The 17,818-nt window shown below is 54.5% G+C and carries 16 protein-coding genes and 1 CRISPR repeat array (1 of these 17 cut by a window edge); of the genes, 9 read left to right on the plus strand and 7 right to left on the minus strand.

The window, feature by feature from the left end; genetic code table 11:
• Window positions 1–254: 254 nt before the first annotated feature.
• The 7 genes from C463_RS18810 to C463_RS18040 all read right to left on the minus strand — a co-directional run bounded on the left by C463_RS18810 (window position 255) and on the right by C463_RS18040 (window position 7,214).
• Complete coding sequence (locus tag C463_RS18810; RefSeq protein ID WP_152422422.1) at window positions 255–488, minus strand: hypothetical protein; 234 nt, start codon at window positions 486–488, stop codon at window positions 255–257.
• 121 nt (window positions 489–609) lie between these two features.
• The gene (locus C463_RS13735) at window positions 610–1,152 is read right to left on the minus strand and encodes a hypothetical protein (protein ID WP_008444838.1); all 543 of its coding nucleotides are present in this window, start codon (window positions 1,150–1,152) and stop codon (window positions 610–612) included.
• A gap of 16 nt (window positions 1,153–1,168) precedes the next feature.
• On the minus strand, window positions 1,169–1,405 hold the full coding sequence (locus C463_RS18815; RefSeq protein WP_137695252.1) for a hypothetical protein: 237 nt from the start codon (window positions 1,403–1,405) through the stop codon (window positions 1,169–1,171).
• A 569-nt stretch (window positions 1,406–1,974) separates the two neighbouring features.
• Window positions 1,975–3,027, minus strand: coding sequence for a lactonase family protein (locus C463_RS18035; RefSeq protein ID WP_160163107.1), 1,053 nt, complete (start codon window positions 3,025–3,027; stop codon window positions 1,975–1,977).
• 4 nt (window positions 3,028–3,031) lie between these two features.
• Complete coding sequence (locus tag C463_RS13740; protein WP_239638912.1) at window positions 3,032–3,895, minus strand: NAD-dependent epimerase/dehydratase family protein; 864 nt, start codon at window positions 3,893–3,895, stop codon at window positions 3,032–3,034.
• 44 nt (window positions 3,896–3,939) lie between these two features.
• Window positions 3,940–4,893: a mannonate dehydratase gene (locus tag C463_RS13745; RefSeq protein WP_193365872.1), complete on the minus strand. Its 954-nt coding sequence runs from the start codon at window positions 4,891–4,893 to the stop codon at window positions 3,940–3,942.
• 350 nt (window positions 4,894–5,243) lie between these two features.
• Window positions 5,244–7,214, minus strand: a complete 1,971-nt coding sequence (locus tag C463_RS18040; protein ID WP_080510852.1) for an amylo-alpha-1,6-glucosidase — start codon at window positions 7,212–7,214, stop codon at window positions 5,244–5,246.
• Between the two features lie 400 nt (window positions 7,215–7,614).
• Here C463_RS18040 and C463_RS18820 point away from each other — a divergent pair, with 400 nt between their 5' ends.
• The 9 genes from C463_RS18820 (at window position 7,615) to C463_RS18050 (ending at window position 16,901) form a co-directional block, all read left to right on the plus strand.
• Window positions 7,615–8,556, plus strand: a complete 942-nt coding sequence (locus tag C463_RS18820) for a hypothetical protein (protein ID WP_008444843.1) — start codon at window positions 7,615–7,617, stop codon at window positions 8,554–8,556.
• Window positions 8,553–8,798 (plus strand): DUF1450 domain-containing protein, encoded by a 246-nt coding sequence (locus C463_RS20220; RefSeq protein WP_080510853.1) that lies wholly within the window; start codon window positions 8,553–8,555, stop codon window positions 8,796–8,798. Before C463_RS18820 ends, C463_RS20220 begins: the two co-directional genes overlap by 4 nt.
• Entirely contained in the window at window positions 8,795–10,330 is a 1,536-nt protein-coding gene (locus tag C463_RS13750) for a sulfatase (RefSeq protein ID WP_008444844.1), read from the plus strand. The genes C463_RS20220 and C463_RS13750 overlap by 4 nt, the downstream gene beginning before the upstream one ends.
• Before the next feature lie 164 nt (window positions 10,331–10,494).
• Window positions 10,495–11,724 carry an ABC transporter substrate-binding protein gene (locus C463_RS13755; RefSeq protein ID WP_008444846.1) on the plus strand — a complete coding sequence of 410 codons (1,230 nt, stop codon included), beginning with the start codon at window positions 10,495–10,497 and terminating at the stop codon, window positions 11,722–11,724.
• Window positions 11,725–11,745: 21 nt separating this feature from the next.
• Window positions 11,746–12,633, plus strand: a complete 888-nt coding sequence (locus C463_RS13760) for a carbohydrate ABC transporter permease (RefSeq protein WP_239638913.1) — start codon at window positions 11,746–11,748, stop codon at window positions 12,631–12,633.
• A gap of 134 nt (window positions 12,634–12,767) precedes the next feature.
• On the plus strand, window positions 12,768–13,520 hold the full coding sequence (locus C463_RS13765) for a carbohydrate ABC transporter permease (protein ID WP_008444850.1): 753 nt from the start codon (window positions 12,768–12,770) through the stop codon (window positions 13,518–13,520).
• 2 nt (window positions 13,521–13,522) lie between these two features.
• Window positions 13,523–14,656 carry an ABC transporter ATP-binding protein gene (locus C463_RS13770; protein WP_049905943.1) on the plus strand — a complete coding sequence of 378 codons (1,134 nt, stop codon included), beginning with the start codon at window positions 13,523–13,525 and terminating at the stop codon, window positions 14,654–14,656.
• Complete coding sequence (locus C463_RS13775; protein WP_049905945.1) at window positions 14,653–15,816, plus strand: ABC transporter ATP-binding protein; 1,164 nt, start codon at window positions 14,653–14,655, stop codon at window positions 15,814–15,816. The genes C463_RS13770 and C463_RS13775 overlap by 4 nt, the downstream gene beginning before the upstream one ends.
• Entirely contained in the window at window positions 15,816–16,901 is a 1,086-nt protein-coding gene (locus C463_RS18050; RefSeq protein WP_008444853.1) for a TrmB family transcriptional regulator, read from the plus strand. The genes C463_RS13775 and C463_RS18050 overlap by 1 nt, the downstream gene beginning before the upstream one ends.
• A gap of 243 nt (window positions 16,902–17,144) precedes the next feature.
• Window positions 17,145–17,818: direct repeats of the CRISPR family, unit length 30 nt; unit sequence GCTTCAACCCCACGAGGGTACGTCTGAAAC; it runs 4,286 nt beyond the window's last position.

The raw sequence follows: 17,818 nt of genomic DNA on the forward strand, positions 1-17,818 counted from the left end.
TGAGAAGCTTACAGCTCAGATTAGTTTCGCAGCCTCTTGGATCGATGATCACCTCGGTGACTATCTTCAAAAGTTACGCTAGGTACTACAGCAGGTTCGCGGCGCTCGCCTCTGAGCTAAGCAATTCAAATGGGAACATTACATTCGGGTGACGCTGCCGCGTCCCCCTTGCCCGCTACGCTTTCACAGCGCCAGCTCTACCTGACCAACAACCTGCTTCCCAAGAGCGTCTGTACGTTGTAGCTAAAGAACGGTTACGATTGAACTTCCGAGACTCGGTTCTTAACTGCGATTAGTAACAGTACGAATCCCACAATCGAACCCATCAGAAGTAGGTGTTCAAGTGCGAACTCCCCTATCGTATCAACAAATGGGACACCAATCACGCTTCCAAAAATAATCAAAACTACAGACACGATCGCGATAACTGCTATTCGCCTGATTGCGCCCGGTGTTTTTGGCCCACTAGGGATGTCCAAGTCACTCATATCCCAAGGAATGATGCCATCTAACAAGAAGTGACCGCCTGAAAAACGCCATCTCACTGATTACTTCTCAAACGCAGGCTATCTCTTTTCACTGTTGATCATAACCAGAGTTGAATTCTGTTTATTTGAGGTCTTCATAGTTTACTTCAGACCTCTCCTCGTAGGCTTCGTCAAACCCAAAGAACCGTTTCATAGCACCTCGAATAGTTACGTCTCTTACCAGCTTGTAGCTGTCTCTGTCAGGTCCCTCATTCCAGAGCTCAAGACGAGTCCGACTCGTCGAGTCGATCTCAAAATCAAGTCCGATCTCCTTCCAGATCTTGGTCATCTCATCTGGGTTCTCGTACCTATCTAAGCTGAATATTATTCCCTCAATTTCGTGTGATCCAAGCGAGGTCAGTAAATAATCATACTCGACGTACACCTCTTCAACACGTTCTGCCACTTTCTTCCTGTTTTCTTCCGATCTCAGTTCGGTCAGTGATCCCTCTGCGTATTTGCTGGTAAGGTCGATTGTGTTCAGGATTTCACGTCTTCTCTGGGAGTTAGTACGGTAAACGCGTAGAACCATACCCAATAGGACCGCTGCTAGACCACCAAAGAATGGCAAAACCACCTGAAGAACATCAAGAGCGTCTGGGCCGATTGAGATTATCAACAGCATGAGTGAAACTAACTTTCTATACCCTCATCACCACTATGGCACCGACAACGAGTACGACGATGTGAGTGGCGTTTACGAACCTATCTGCCTCCGTCTGACCGACAATCACTGGTAGAACATCTAGGTATGGCGCCCACGATGGTGCCCCGACGAATGGAGCAAAAAAGTTCCAAGCCGCCAGTATAACAACCGCTACCGCTGCGTATCGGATAGCGTTGCGGGCGTGTGTCGCGCTCTTAGCACCGGTACTCATATACCCGACATCTATTTGATCAGACAAAAAGGTTGGATAGACTATTTTTGAGTTTGGGATTCTATTAGGAGATTCTCCAACTCGTCTTAATCGTTGTCACACTCGAAGAGATTCGAGAGTTCCTTCGTCTCAGTCCATGACGGGTCGCACCACCAGTAGGCCCATTCCGTCGCTTTGAACCTCTCACTTATCGCGATCACCGCCCTCCAGCGCTGTCCCAATCTCCACGAACTGCTTCTGCGACGCAGTTGCCTGCTCACCATCGGCTTGTAGCTCGAGGCCACCGTTTACATCCAAACTTATCGCATCCTAGTCCGTGTTGAACAGTACCGCGTAGGGCTGCTCGCTGCCCGCGTACTCCGCCGACTCGTCGAACTACCGTCAGGTGTCTCGGCCAGTTCTCGATATCCGGGTGTGTGTTATGACTCGCACGGCTCAACCTTTGTCGTGTTCTCGTGTAGGCCTATTTTATTTATACCAGTACGGGTTTACACGGCCTCACGAGAACCACTTCCTTCTCGACGTATTTTTGAGATCAGTTGGAACTTAGTTAGGTGATAGAGTGGCTCTCAAATGAATCGCAAACATGTTGGAGAGCCTATTTTTGTCAGAGATTCTTTTGAATATAGTTCTCCAGTTACAACGTCAAACGCACATAGTGTCACGTCGTTGCTGTGTTGATGGCAGACGAAAATGCGTTCGCTGTCCGGATGAATTGCGAAGTTCCGGGGCCATCGGCCGCCGGTCGGCGTGACCGCTTCACGGACCATTTCTTCCGGGGACGCGCAGATCCGGAACGTGGCGAGAGAATCGTGGCCACGATTCGAGGCGAACAGGTACTCTACGGATGGGTGGACGTGTACGTCAGCGGCAAGGGTATCAGTTGACTCGACGCCGTCTGGGAGTGTGGATAGGGTTTCCACAATTGTCGGCCGGTGAGGGTCAGCAAGGTCAATAACCGAGAGCGTCGCGTTGAGTTCGTTCACGAGGTATCCGACCGGAGCTGTCGGGGGTACTGTGAAGTGACGCGGGCCTGACCCCGGCCGGCAGCTGACCGCCGCGTCCGGGAGCGGACGGAGCCGGTCAGTATCTCGGTCAAGTTCGTATACTGCGACCCGGTCAGCGCCGAGATCAGGTACGTAGACGAGCGAGTCGGTTACAAACTGAGCCGAATGAGGGTGCGGTGAAGCCTGTCGGTCATTTTTCGGACCGCCCCCCTCGTGACGCCGTAGGTCTAGCGGCCCGTCGAGGGCTCCGTCTGTCCTCAGAGACAGCAGGGCCACGGAGCCACCCGCGTAGTGAGCAACGATCGCGTACTTGCCGTACGGACCGACCTCGACGTGACAGGGGCCAGCATCGCCCGTCTCTGTCCGGTCAAGCCGGGTGAACTGACCGTTCGTAGAGTCTACCTCGTAGGAGACCGCCTCTCCCGATTCGCACTCGTTTACAGCCACGATGAGTGGCTCGGACGGGTGAACATCAAGGAACGACGGATTAGGCTCGTCGGCTACATCGAGTCGTTCGATCGAGTTGCCTTCGAGTTGGTACGAAGTGAGCCCGGCTTCGCCGGACTCGGTGTAAGACCCAATGACCGCAAGGCCGTGTTCCAACTCATCGATCATGCGACTACAACCCTCGCCAGGTCTGCGTCGGCTCCCACCCGAGTAGCGACTCGGCCTTCGAAAGGTCGAAGAGCGTCTCGTGGTCCTCGGGCGGTTCATGAATGGTTACACCCGGATAGAACTCTTCGATCAACGCGCTCGTTGGCTCATCGGCAGTCGTGTCCCCTGCGACTGCCCAGAACAATTCGTGCCCTTCGAAGTCAGCTTCAACGGCTTTCCGCGCTATCGACGTCGCGTCCGCCATCGCGAGGTACGAAAAGAGCACGTCGCGGCCGGTAGCAGGGTGTACATTGCTGAGTACATCAAGCGACCGATCGACTTCGATAAATGCCTCGCGCATCTCTGCGTCGGTCATCACCCACGGGTACCGTAGCGACGAGATTGTCAGGTCACATGAGGGCCGTCGTCCGAAGCCGTCGGCCGTCACTTCCATGGCGTGTTTCGCGATTCCGTACGAATCGTCCGGCGTTCGCGGGTGACTTTCGTCGACCGGGATATAGCGAACGTCTGCGGGTCGCTCCTGGTGTTCACTACCGAGTGCGTTGATGCTCGACGCGAGACACACCGACTCCAAGCCGAGTTCATCGGCCGCCTCCAAGACGTGTACCGCTGAGAGAACGTTGCTCTCGTAGACGCGAAAGTCTGGGTTACTGTACGGGTTCGGGATCGTCCCCATGTGGATCACGGCGTCGGCGCCGTACTTCGCGAGCGCACCGTACGTGTCTCCCGCGTCCAGCAGATCCGTAGTGACGTACCGGTCCGAGACATCTTCTCGTTGCTTACCACGCGCGACATTGACCGTCTCGTAGTCGTGGTCGCTCAGATGGTCAAGGATCGCTTCGCCGATCTTGCCGTTGCCGCCGGTCACCGCTATCGTATCGATTGTCATGCTTTGTGTGGTCTCCGTGCTTGTCAGCCGAATTTTTCCAGTAGACCTTTGATGTAGCCGATCGCAAACAGCCGGCCCATGTCGGTATAGCCGGCCATAGCGTCCTCGCGGTCCTGTTCGCCGACCATCCGTGGGACGTGGTCGGGCCGGATCGGTCCGTCGAAACCGATCTCTCGATACGCCTCGATGGCGGCCTTCATATTGGTCGGTCCCTCGTCGTGCCACGTCTCCACGAAACTGCGCTCGTTGCCTTCGACGTCGCGGAAGTGGACGAAGTGGATCCGGTCGCTAAATTCGCGGATGGCCTCGATTGTGTCGCCCTCCATCGCCGAGAAATTCCCCTGACAGAAGGTAACGCCGTGATTCTCGCTGTCGTGGAGGTCAAGGATTCGGCGGTAGTCGTCGTATGACTGTACGATCCGCGGAACGCCCCGCACTGGTGAGGTGGGTGGGTCGTCAGGATGGAGCGCGAGCTTGACTCCGTACTCCTCCGCGACAGGGACGATCGCGTCAAGAAAGTACTCCAGATTCTCCCACAGTTCTGACTTGGTGATTCCAGCAGCCTCGTGGTCCGGCGCGCGTTCTGTCCACTGGTGGTCGTAGCCGATCCGCTGGGAGTCGCCGCGGCCTGGCAGTGAATCCGAGGTTCGGACCACGCCGAGTGGATTCTCGGTCCACACCCAGCAGTAGGTGTCGATCCCGAGTCGGCCCATGTTCTCGATTAGCGTCTTGACCGTCTCGATCTCTTTGTCGCGGCCCTCCTCCCCGAGGACGGTCTTCTCCATCGGGGGGCGGTCCTCGACCACGTCCAGCGAGAAGCCGTGGTCGGCGAAGCGGGTGACAGTGCGCTGGAGCGTGCCGTACTCCCACCAGTTGTTGACTCCCCAAAAACGGACGACAGCAGTGTTAATGCCGAGTTGCTTAGCAATAGTCCACCGTCGATCTGGCTTCGGCGGGAGCATTACGGTCGGGTTCATGTCGTAGCGGTCAGTCATTTGTGTTCGTGGTCGTGGAGTGTCGGTCGGCGGGCTATGTATGGATTGGTAGCACGCAAGCTACGCACTACCTGGGTGGCAGTTGTGCTCAACATCCGGTAAGCAAAGGCTACAAGATCATCGCCCCGTTCTGTCTGGAGCCGCTTCTTATACCATGGGGTGGCGACACAGTAGAGACCAGTACATGCGAGAAGTTGGTAATTTAGTGTCCAAAACTGGTCGCCTGCGCCGTCATACGAGGCAGCACGCTCAGTAAGCACGGTAGAAACACCGAAGGCCTCTGCCAGTTTCCAGCTATATTGACCTGATACGATCGATATCATGTCACTCACTTACTGAGCTGCGAACCATTCGACAGCGGCAGAAATAAATCCAGACTCGTCACTAGAATTCTGAGAAACATCGGAATCAGGCGGGTTGACACCGGAAAGAGCACGGACCAAAGCGTATGGGGTTCCTGCGCCCCATGCTTGTGGTTCGCATGATTCTGGATAGCTGATCGGTTTGGTTTGGTCTGAAAACCCACAGAATACCTCCGGTATACGATTATCCGTGTGGTTGCTTGCAGCATCGAGAATACTTTTTGAGAGTTGCTCGACACGATCATCGTAACCGTACCGTGCGAGACCGAGTGCGATGAGGGAATTATCGTGAGGCCAGACGCTCCCAATATGGTAGGAAACAGGACTATATCCGTCGTCAGCGGTCGACATTGATCGAATACCCCACCCCGAGTACAATTTATCAGAGAACAATTGATCTACGATAGTATCAGTTCGATCAGGATCGATAATCCCAGACCAAAGACACTGTCCGACATTTGACGTGTACGCGTCCACTCGCTGGCCATCGCCAGTCAGCGCCGCAGCGTAGTAGGAGCGTCCGGGAAGCCAGAATTTTCTATTGAATTGCTTGTAGATCTGGTTCGCGCGTGACTCGAGGGCGTCTGCCCTATTAGGCTCGTCTAGGACAGTACTGAGCAGGTGGACACCTCTGGTGAGCGCATCGTACGTGTACCCCTGGACTTCAGCACTGGCAAGCGGTGGTGTAGCTTCTGTACCATCAGCGTATTGAACGCTCATATCTGAGTCCTTCCACGCAGTGTGAACGAGTCGGCTGTCATCTGTCGTATCGTAGTATACGAACGGATCGTCGGCGACAGCATCCATCGCATTGGTCACCCATTCAAGCGCGGTGTCAAGGTTCGAAGCGGACTGCTCAACAAGTTTTTCATCCCCGGTCCATCGGACTGTCTCATCCAACAGAATAATCCACAGTGCGGTTGCGTCGATCGTGCCGTAGAAGGGGTCGTAGTTAATTTCACCGCGGCGAGCAAGTTCGCCGTGTCTGATCTCGTGGAATATCTTCCCAGGCTCCGCACGGTGGGCAGGGTCGTAGCTGGTCGCCTGGTAGTCAGCAAGATATGATAGAGTCCCTACCGCGATTTCAGGTACGACAGGAAGAAGTTGAAATGCCGTTAACAGAGAGTCTCGGCCAAAGACGGTGGCAAACCATGGTGCGCCGGCCAGCAAGACAGGACCATGTGAGGAGTGAGCCGTAAGTGCCTCAAGATCAGCGGCGGCCTGCTCGAATGTCTCAGAATACGTTTCTGTCTCGGTCTCGATTACTGGAATGTCCGGGAGTGAGGTCGTTGCTAAGCGTGAGCTTGGGGTAGTATCAATAGATGTTTTGACATTCATTCGGACGGTGCCTGTCTCTTGCTCCAAAAGGTCGAATTGGAAGTCTACACGTCCCCTTGCGAGGTCGTCAGGAACGGGATCAAACGAAATCGTAGTCTCGTACTGAACGGGTGTTCCACTAGGAGTTTCGTAATCATACGCGTAAGTGATACAGTCACTCTCAAGTGTTGTCTCGATATCGCGATCAATCCCAGCGTTGACGCCGCGGACTTCGAACAGGTCTGCAAAATCAGCGTCGAATTCTAGGCAAATATATTTGCTGACCGGATTAGTTGAGTGGTTGGTGACCGAAATTACTTCGCTGAACCGCCCATCACGGGCGACACGTCGATCGCGTTCCAGAATCACTGAGGTTCGTTTGTCTTCGCCGGAGTCAGAGATTTCGTTGACGGTTGAGAATCCGTCAGCAAGACGAACTAGGTGATGGTTCGGTGCGAGTAGATCGTCCCCGATGGCGCTGAAAGAGTTGTTGTCAATAGTTACATCAATCCCAGTGAGGAACCGTGTATCCCGACGGTAGAGCCCACCATGTGTCGGTCTAACACCAGATCGTGTCGTTTGAAGCAGTGTGTACCCGTCGATAAGAGAGATGTTAGTTGGCATGCGTGTGCCCTCCGACAGCGGTTCTCGTTTTGATCACGACGATCAGGAGGCTGCGACGCAGTGCGATATACATCCGTATCTATAACCAACGAAAGCTAATATATAATCTTTTGTGTACCTCCACTCTCAGTAGTTGTATTCTCTAGAACCGAGAATTGTATCTTAATAAGCGCGCTATCACGGAAATTCACACTATATCATTCGTCTACCATATAAAACCAGACAGGCCATCGGCTCAGCTGTCGCAACTACGATTCAACGGATAGGCTGCCTTCTATTATTATAAATAGGGCTGATTTAGTGAAATAGAGATCGATGACTCACTAGTCTGTGTGTTTCAAAACAACAACTTAAAGTAGTGGTACAAAATCTATATTTGGATTGAATATAATCGTTAACTATGGGAAACTTTGCCCCACCGCCGCCTTTGGATGCGAATGCCACCACGATGATCATGGAACCACCCGAGCGTGGAGAGGGAAACTGGGTCGGTGCGCCGTGCGTCCACCGTCATAAGGGACGGACGTTCCTCGCTGTTCGTGAACGAAATCCCGACGAGCGAGGACATACGATTGTGATCTATGAACGCGATGGCATTGAGACATATACTGAGCGGGTTCGCATTACCGCAGCGGAGCTCGGTGTCACAAGTATTGAGCGCCCTGCGTTGACGACCGACCCTGACTCGGGAAAATTCAAACTCTACCTGCCGGTTGACGCACACCGAAACTGCTGGCATATCCAAAAACTCGCTGATGTTGACGAACTAGCAGCGTTTGACCCGGCAACTGCTCGCGATGTCCTCAGACCTGAGGACGATCATACGGACCGTTCGACGGTCAAAGACCCGTACGTCGTCACAACAGGTGGAAAGTACTATATGTTCTATGCGGGGAGCGACGGTCATAGTACGAGGGCACACCTCGCGACGAGCATCGACGGTGATACCTGGTCGCGTCGAGATGAGCCTGTCCTAAACAGTCAGTTCTGGCATGACGAACGGACCCGGATCTCCTGTGTCGTGCCGGCACCTGACGCGCCTGTCTGGTACGTCTTCTATGATGGGTCCGGGCGAACGGATTATGGCAGTACGTGGAATCTCCGAACCGGACTTGCAATCTCGCCAGATCTCCGTACGTGCGAGGACACTTCCCCACAGGGTCCAATCATCTCGGCTCCGACGGCAAATAACCGACTCGCACCACAGACTTTCGCCACGTGCCGATACATGGATGTGTTACTAACTGACAATGGCTGGGATGTATACTTCGAGATGGCCCGTGACGACGGGTCATTCGCGCTCTATCATCAACAACTCACCTCGGAGAGGTTCCGAACATGACTGTGCGCCACTTTCCTGACGTTGACGATCAGTCCCTATACGTTGAGTACTGCCTCGCCAACATCTCCCCACAACAACGCGTAGCCTTGGAACACACCGATATAGATATCCGTGGTTCTACCTGTCTCGACCGATGTGGACGATGTTATCGGTCCACGTTTCTCGTCGTTAACGGGACTCCTATCGACGGCGCCGATTGTGAGAAATTCATCAATACGCTGAAACAGGGTGACCCGGAGTGAACGTGCTGTTCATTTCGATTGACAGTCTCCGTTGGGACTTCCTTTCGGCTTATCGTGATCGGCCGTTCGGCTACGACTACGCCGTAGAAACCCCGAATCTCGATCACTTCGCCGATCGCGGGACGGTGTTTGACACTCATTATGCGGGTAGTCTGTTCTGTATGCCGGCGCGTCGAGAGTGGCTTACGGGCACCCGTGAATTTCCGTGGCGCGGATGGGGCCCAATCGAGCCGTTTGATGATACTCTCCCCCGAATCGCCCGCTCTACTGGGACGGTAGCGGGCCTCGTGACAGATCATTACCACTACTTCCAGCACGGGGCTTCGGGGTACTACGAGGATTTCAGCGGGTTCGAGTTCGTCCGCGGACATGAGCATGACGCGTGGCGAACAGCACCCAGAGAAATCGACGCGTCGTTTGCCTCCCAGATTCAGGCGAGCGATCCTGACGAACTGTCCTACATGCACCGAGCACAGTACGCTCGGAACGTCGCTAATTTTGATCCAGAAGTCGAGTCGGACTTTTTTGCACCGAAAGTGTTCTCTCGGACGGCAGAGTGGATTGAAGACAACCAATGTTGGGACGACTGGTTCTGTTTCGTCGATAGCTTTGACGTTCACGAGCCGTTCCACTGCCCAGAGCCGTACGCATCGATGTACACCGATGCGGATCCTCACAACCCGGAGCTCCCGGTGTGGCCACGCTGGGGTCGCCTAGATGCCGGCCAGGCAGCCATTGACGATCAATCACTCGCGTTCGTCAAGGCGCAGTTTGCTGGCAAGGTCACGATGGTCGACGAGTGGTTCGGGCGACTCTGTGACCGACTCGACGCTATTGACGCATGGTCGGATACGGTCGTGATTGTGACCGCCGATCATGGGTTCTCGCTGGGTGATCACGGATGGCTCGGGAAGGCCGACGGACCGCTGTACGATACCTTGGCACACACGCCGTTGCTTATTTGGCACCCTGCGTACAGCGAGACAGTTGACCGTGTCGACGCGCTTACGAGCGCAGTGGATCTACACCCAACAATCGCGTCGCTACTTGGTGGTGAGACGGACGGACCGCACGGCCGGTCGGTGATACCGTTACTTGAGGGAGACGCGGTTTCGATTCGCGACGCCGCCTTGTACGGCATCTGGGGATCCGATATCAACGTCACCGACGGCCGGTATACATACCATCGCCAGTGCGACGAGACGCGGCCGGCCACTGTCAACTCAACCTACCAGCTGAACCCGCGTGCCGTTTTCCATCCCCCTGACCCGCCTGAAGATCTGACAGTGTCGAAACTTCCGTATGCGGAGTCTCCTGTGTGGTGCTACGAGGTGCCAAGTATCTCTCGTCAGGACGATACGATGCTGTTCGATACAGCTGTTGATCCCACTCAAGATCATGACGTGTCCTCGTCGGCATCCGCAGAGAGACGACGACTGCGAAAGCTACTCGCATCCAGGTTAGATGATCTATCGGTGCCAGCAACCGAGTATCCCCGCATTAACCTTGATCCGCCGGTAGCATCCGATTGAGGATCTGAGTCATACTAGAACAACTACTTAGAATAGTTGTCACCCAAATATTTAAGTTCATTATTAATAATAGAGTACATATGGGAGAGTCCCACAACGCGCAGCTCGACCGACGTACCGTACTCGGAGGCGCCGCCGCGCTCGCCGGCGGTCTTGCTGGCTGTATGGGTGGCGAGAGCAGCGGAGGGGGGGGTAACTCCATCGAGTACTGGAGTATTCACAACTCTGAGGACCGGCGCTCAGTAATCGAACCGACGATCGAGTCGTTCGAAGAGGACACCAGTGTTGATGTCGAGACAAACTTCGTCGACAACAACGACATCGGTACCCAACTCCAGAGCGCGATCTCGTCCGATTCGTTACCCGACGCGGCACTGTTGGCAGTCCAAGACATTCAGCGTCTCGGCAACGACGGCGCCGTGTCAACTGAAAGTGCGACCGCGGTCGTCGAAGAGTTGGGAGAAGACGACTTTCGTGACGCGACACTCAATTTCGTCAGCGATCCCGACGGGGGGTACTACGCGGTCCCGTCAACCTCGTGGGTTCAGGGCGTCTGGTACCGCCAGAGCGCGTTCGAGGAGGAGGGTCTCGACGATCCGCTCACTTGGGACGCTATTCTTGAGGCCGCGGAGACGTTTCATGACCCCGATAACGGTACGTATGGGATCGGGTTCGGGACCCAGCAGGACGCGTACGCGCGCCAGTGTTTCACCCAGATGGCCCGTGCCAACGGAGGACTTGTCGTCAACGCCGATGGGGAGGTCGTCTTCGACGAACCGGAGATCGTCGAGACACTGGAGTATGTCCAAGATCTTAGCCAGTATACGCCCGGCGCAATCACCTTTGACGATACCCGGCAGCTCTACGAGAACGAGGAGATCCACATGACGCTGTGGTCGACGAATATTCTTCGGCACATCCTGAACAACGTCGGCGAAGAGATGGCTCAAGACACTGGATTCGCTTCCTACATGGAAAACTCACGGCAGTCGACGTACGGGCAGGTGCTCGGTCATCCTATCTTTAACAGCTCCGACGCGAAACGGGAGTCCGCAGAAGGTCTCGTCGAGCATGTGACCTCCGGCGAGGCCTACATCTCGTGGGCGCACGCGGCCCCCGGTGGCATGGTTCCAGCTAGACAATCGGTTACGGAAACTCAAGAGTACCAAAACAACGAAATCCTGTCGGCATGGGGAGACACGATCTCACAGTTCACCTCGGCAATGGACAACATGGAGCGGTTTGATCTCGTTGATGGGACACAGGTTCCCGCATTCGGTGACATCGCGAGCGCGGCGCTCGTCGAAGGGGCCGTGAACCGCGTCGCGGTCCAAGGTGATGATCCCGAGACCGTCGCACAAGAGCAGGCAGAGGCGATGCGGGACGAAGTATAGGGAATGTCGACTACCACACTCGTGAAAGATCGGATCGAGCACATCGATCCACGCCGACGCGAGACCTTGCTAGGGTATCTGCTAGTATTGCCGTCGGTACTGCTTATCGGGGCGGTCATTATATATCCGCTGGCATACAATCTATATCTCGGATTCACGGAGGTCCCCCTCAATCCGGACCAATCACCGACTTGGATTGGCTTCCAGAACTATGAGGCACTGATTGGCAGTACCCGATTCTGGGATGCGACAATCAACACCGTCGTGTTCACGGTGGGGAGTACACTGCTTGCCACCGCAGTCGGTCTCGGTGTCGCGATTCTGTTTGATCGGACGTTCCGCGGTCGACGGCTGGCTCGTGGCCTCGTTCTTCTCCCGCACGTCACTCCTATCATTGCCGTCGCGTTCGCTTGGCAGTTCATGCTCGATCCGCTATGGGGGAACCTCCCTGATCTTCTCGCTTGGCTTGGTCTCTACGAGAGTGAAGTCGGACTACTCCAATCCCGCGAGCAGGCCTTGCCGATGGCGATCCTCTTCGACGTGTGGCGGAATTTCCCGTTCGCGTTCCTCCTGTTTATCGCACGATTACAAGCGATCCCACAGAGCATGTACGAAGCAGCGACGATTGACGGGGCTGGTCGGGTCGCACAGTTCAAAGACATCATCCTGCCGGAGCTCAAAGGAACGATCCTGATTGCGATACTCCTGCGGTTTGTCTGGGAGTTCAACGCGTTCGAGCCGGTCTGGTTGCTCACCCGAAATCTTGAAACACTCCCGATTTACGCCTACAAGTCGGCGTTCTCAACCTACGACCAAGGACTCGGTGCGGCGATTGCCGTCATGCTGTTTCTGTTCCAATTGGTCATGGTAGCCGGCTACATGCGCTTCGTGGGGGAAGACGAGCTATGACGGTCCGAGAGAGTGTAGTTAACAGTTTTCGAGTTCTGCGTGATGGATATCGGCGATCGTCGCTATTAGGTCGACTGGGATTCTACGCTGCGACTGTATTAACGCTCATTTTCTCACTATCCCCATTTTATGTGATGCTCATCACGAGCCTCTCCCCTAATGAGGCATTGTACTCGCGTGATCGCGGTGTAGTCCCGGAATCATTAACTCTCGAGCACTACGACGTTATTTTTGAGAGCGGTACATTCCCTGTCCAGACATACTTTTTCAACAGTCTGTCAGTCGCACTAATCACTTCTGTGATTGCGCTGGTCGTCAGTATTCTCGGAGCTTACAGCTTTACGCGCATCGACTATCCTGGAAGCACCACTATTCGCCGAGGTATCATCGTCGTGTATATGCTCGCGGCCATCACGCTTGTGATCCCATTATTCCAGTTACTGGTTCAGTTCGGACTCGTCGATACTAGGCTGAGTCTTTATATTACGTACACCGTAAAGACGCTCCCGCTGACACTCTATATCCTCTGGAACTACTTCCGATCGCTCCCCGTGGAAATAGAGGAGGCGGCGTTTATTGACGGTTACTCTCGGCTCGAAACGATCGTACGCGTCATTGTTCCAGTGAGTCTACCGGTGCTCGTCGCCGCGTTCCTCTTTTCATTCAAGATTGCCTGGAATGAGTACTTGTTCGCGAGCGTCTTCCTCCAGTCAGAGCCGCTGTACACGCTTCCTATTGGTATCGAAACGCTCGACAGTGCGTTCCAGAACGTCTGGGGCGAGATTATGGCAGCATCAATTATTACCACGCTTCCGATTATTGTGATGTTTCTGTACCTCGAAAAGTATATGGTTGAAGGGCTAACCGCGGGAGCGGTGGAGGGATAAAAATGGAACAACCCACAACAGAGACGGAATCTACGTCAGGTTCGGAACCGTCGACATCTGGCGCGGTCAGCGTTGAGAGACTTACAAAAGAGTACGACGATGTTGTCGCAGTCTCCGATCTGAATCTGTCCATTCAACACGGCGAACTGCTTGTTTTGCTCGGTCCGTCTGGATGCGGCAAGACCACCACGCTGCGAACAATCGCCGGACTCGAGCACGCGACTGAGGGAGCAGTCCATTTCGACGACGAAGAGGTGACTCGACAAGCACCTCAGCGCCGAGATGTCGCAATGGTGTTCCAAAGCTATGCTTTGTACCCACACAAGACTGTCCGTGGAAATCTACGGTTCCCGCTGCGAAAGGTTGGGATCTCAGAGGAAGTTGCGACCGAACGGATCGAGGAAATTACCGAATTACTCGAAATGGATGAACACCTAGAAACGCGGCCCGCACAGCTCAGCGGTGGACAACGACAACGCGTTGCTGTCGGCCGAGCGCTCGTCCGGCAACCACATCTACTGTGTATGGACGAACCGCTGAGCAATTTGGACGCAAAACTACGTGTGGAGACTCGGGCCGAGCTCCGGCAACTCCAGCAGCGGCTTGACATCACGACACTCTATGTCACGCATGATCAAGAAGAGGCAATGAGTATCGCAGACAGGATTGCAGTTATGAACGACGGGCACATCGAGCAGATCGGCACGCCTGAAGAAATCTACGAACACCCCACTAACGAGTTTGTTGCCTCGTTCATCGGCGACCCACCGATGAATATATTAGATCCAGACAATGTCACCCAGGCTGGGATCGATCTCCCAGCTGGTTCACTAGAAGTTGCAGCCACGGTTGGGGTTCGTCCAGAGCATATCTACCCAGCGACGGTTGACGGTGAGCCGTCGACTGAAGAGCAGATCGGGGTTGAACGGTGGTCGAACTCCGTGTCTTTCAATGTTGAACTCATTGAGCCGGTCGGCCGGGCCTACGAATTGCTGTTGTCCCGCGAAGGGTTCACGCTCACAGCCCGCTTACGAACGCTCCCAGAAGGCGTACATGAAGGCGAGTCCACCTCATTCGTCCTAGATCGTGATAGACTGATGTGTTTTGACTCAACCGGCAAGGTGATGGATGTATGACTGAATTTCGGCTCGAAAACGTCACGAAGCGCTTTGGTTCCGAAACTGCGGTATCGGATCTCTCACTACGCGCCGATGACGAGTTGCTCGTTCTCGTTGGCCCCTCTGGCTGTGGGAAGTCAACGACGCTCCGAATGATCGCTGGCCTCGAGCAACCGACAGAAGGCTCGATATACATTGGTGGTGAGGACGTCACGCACCAGTCGCCGAGTGAGCGTTCGATCGCGATGGTATTTCAGAACTATGCGCTCTACCGAACGATGAACGTGCGGGAGAACATCGGCTATGGGCTCAAGCACTCAAGTTCGCTCTCAGCGGACGAACGGACTACAAAAGTGCGTGAAATCGCCGAGATGTTCGATATTGATGGACTTCTCGACCGTGAGGTATCGGAACTCTCTGGCGGACAGAAACAGCGGGTCGCCCTCGGTAGAGCACTCGTCCGTGACCCAGATGTGTTCCTTCTCGACGAACCACTCTCCAGCCTTGATGCGAAGTTACGCTCGCGTATGCGGACTGAGCTCCAGCATATCCAGCAGGAACTCGGTGTCACGACTGTATATGTCACACATGATCAAAAAGAAGCGATGACAATGGGTGATGAACTAGCTATTCTAAACGACGGTGAGCTCCAGCAGACGGGAACACCTGAAGCGACTTACGCTCGACCAACGAATCGGTTCGTTGCGTCCTTCCTCGGGAGCCCATCGATGAATCTATTGAACGTGAACACCGAGCACCGTACCGGTGGTGTGACTTGTTTACTCAATGAGCAGGAACTCGTCAGTCTGTCAGACGACGGTCAGGCAACTGACCGGTCGGTCCAACTCGGAATCCGCCCAGAAGATCTTGAGTTACTTGCCGAACCACCGAATGATGCCGTGACTGGAACTGTTCGCCATGTCGAGTATCAAGGTAACGACAACTTCGTTCAGATCGAGTTTGTCAACAGCACGCTGACTTGTATCGTCCCAACCGTAGTACAGCTCTCTCCAGGAGAAACTGTAGGACTTAACTTTCCGTCTGACCATGTTCACCTGTTTGATATGGAGACTGGAGATACCATTCGAACGCCACCTGTCGATCCGGGTGAGTATCGTAATCAGTCGGGCGCGCTATCGGCTGATCATGGCGAGTCCGAACCCCAGAGTGGCGAGTAATGAGTGATGAATTCAGCCTCGACGTGGGGCACCTCACAGATCGGCTTCAGGAGCTCGGGCTCAACGAATATCAGTCTCGAACCTATATCGCAGTAGTCGAACTTGGCGAAGCGCGCCCGCCGAAGATCGTCGAGAAATCAGGTGTGCCACAGGCCCGAATCTACGATGTCATTGATGATCTCAGCGAGATGGGGCTTGTTGAGGTCCACGAGAAGAGTGGAGGGAAAACAGTCGGGGCCCCCCCACCTGACGTCGCACTCGATGCCTACAAAGAACGTCATGTCAGTGAATTCTCAAACGTAATTGACTCTGTCTCTAGCCAACTTGAGACAACCCACCAACGCGAACAGGCTACTGGTGGCTCTGTCACGGTATTGAGCCACGACGAGTCAGCAAATCGTCATATCCGCAGCGCGATTGAGACTGCAGAGTGGTGGCTCGCGCTCTCCTTGACGCCTGATCGATACGCAGAATTCGAAGACGACATTCTTGAAGCCCTCAACCGCGGCGTTACGGTTCGACTTGTCGTCACAACCTCTGATTTCGACGCGAATGTCACAGAAGGTGCGTTCCCCGACAACTTACTTGTTCGATCCCGAAAGTTGTCAGACCTGTTTGTTGCCGCTGATCGCTCATATTCTGTATACAGCGGTGACATGCCAACAAGCGACGAACGGTCTTACCACGTCGTCACGAATCAGAACTTAGTCCTTCAGTTCCAACAGTACTACGAGCAGATTTGGACCTCGTCCAGTATTGTTCAAGAACCGCATTCCCTTCCACGCCGATACCTTGACCCATGGCGAGCGATCCTCGATCTCAAAACAGATTTTGATAACAATGAGCCTTTGAACGTCCGTATTGTCGGCTATGAAACTGGTTCGAGAATGAGTGGGGCTTGGACGGGGACTGTTGTTGATTATGAACTACAAGGACCAGCCGATACTGATTACAAGGTTTCTATCCCTGTCAAGGCGGCGTTGCTTGTCGATATTGACGGGAAAGAAGTCTCTGTCGGCGGATGGAAGGCTACTGTTGAAGATATAGCTACTGAGGGACTTGAGGTCTCACCGAGTGGAGGCTGATGATTGGTTGTTCCGTTCTATTGAATAGGCGTTGAGTCACAATTGAACATGTTCACACAGCGATTCTATGTTTCTGATATTGAACGTCAGAATAACTTCACAGAGCTACCGATACTATGTCAGGACCCCATTCCAGTTGGCCAACATTCGTAGTCCCACGTTTCGGGGTTGCGGCCCCTATCTCGATATGTAGGGTTCTTCTGAGACAGGATCGAACATGGGGAAGAGCTCGACAGCTTGCTCGGTTCAACCCCACGAGGGTACGTCTGAAACCTCGTCCCAGTTTTTGACCGGCGGGTCCTCGATCCGCTTCAACCCCACGAGGGTACGTCTGAAACTCTGGTACGGGTGTCGATTCTCTACAACTGACGGTGCTTCAACCCCACGAGGGTACGTCTGAAACGCGTCGCGGTCGCCGCCCAACCCGCCGTGTCGATACGCTTCAACCCCACGAGGGTACGTCTGAAACCTTTTCAATTTCGTGCTGCCGTTCGTCTTTCTGGTTGCTTCAACCCCACGAGGGTACGTCTGAAACGGCTCGGCAAGGCGACCGGACTTAGCAGGTTTGAACCGCTTCAACCCCACGAGGGTACGTCTGAAACCACGTTCGCGCGCGAGATTCGCCCAGAACTCATTGCTTCAACCCCACGAGGGTACGTCTGAAACCGACTTACAAATCCGTCGTCTCCCTCCCACCGGCTCAGCTTCAACCCCACGAGGGTACGTCTGAAACGCGTTGCTCAGGACTGTGTCGTCGTCCATGGGTGTAGCTTCAACCCCACGAGGGTACGTCTGAAACGACGATCGACGCCGACACGCTCGGCTGGTGGCTCGCCGCTTCAACCCCACGAGGGTACGTCTGAAACGCAGCGGACTTCGTGACCGGCCGCGACGTGACGCCGCTTCAACCCCACGAG

It is taken from the genome of Halorubrum californiense DSM 19288, from assembly GCF_000336875.1.
Classification (GTDB): domain Archaea; phylum Halobacteriota; class Halobacteria; order Halobacteriales; family Haloferacaceae; genus Halorubrum; species Halorubrum californiense.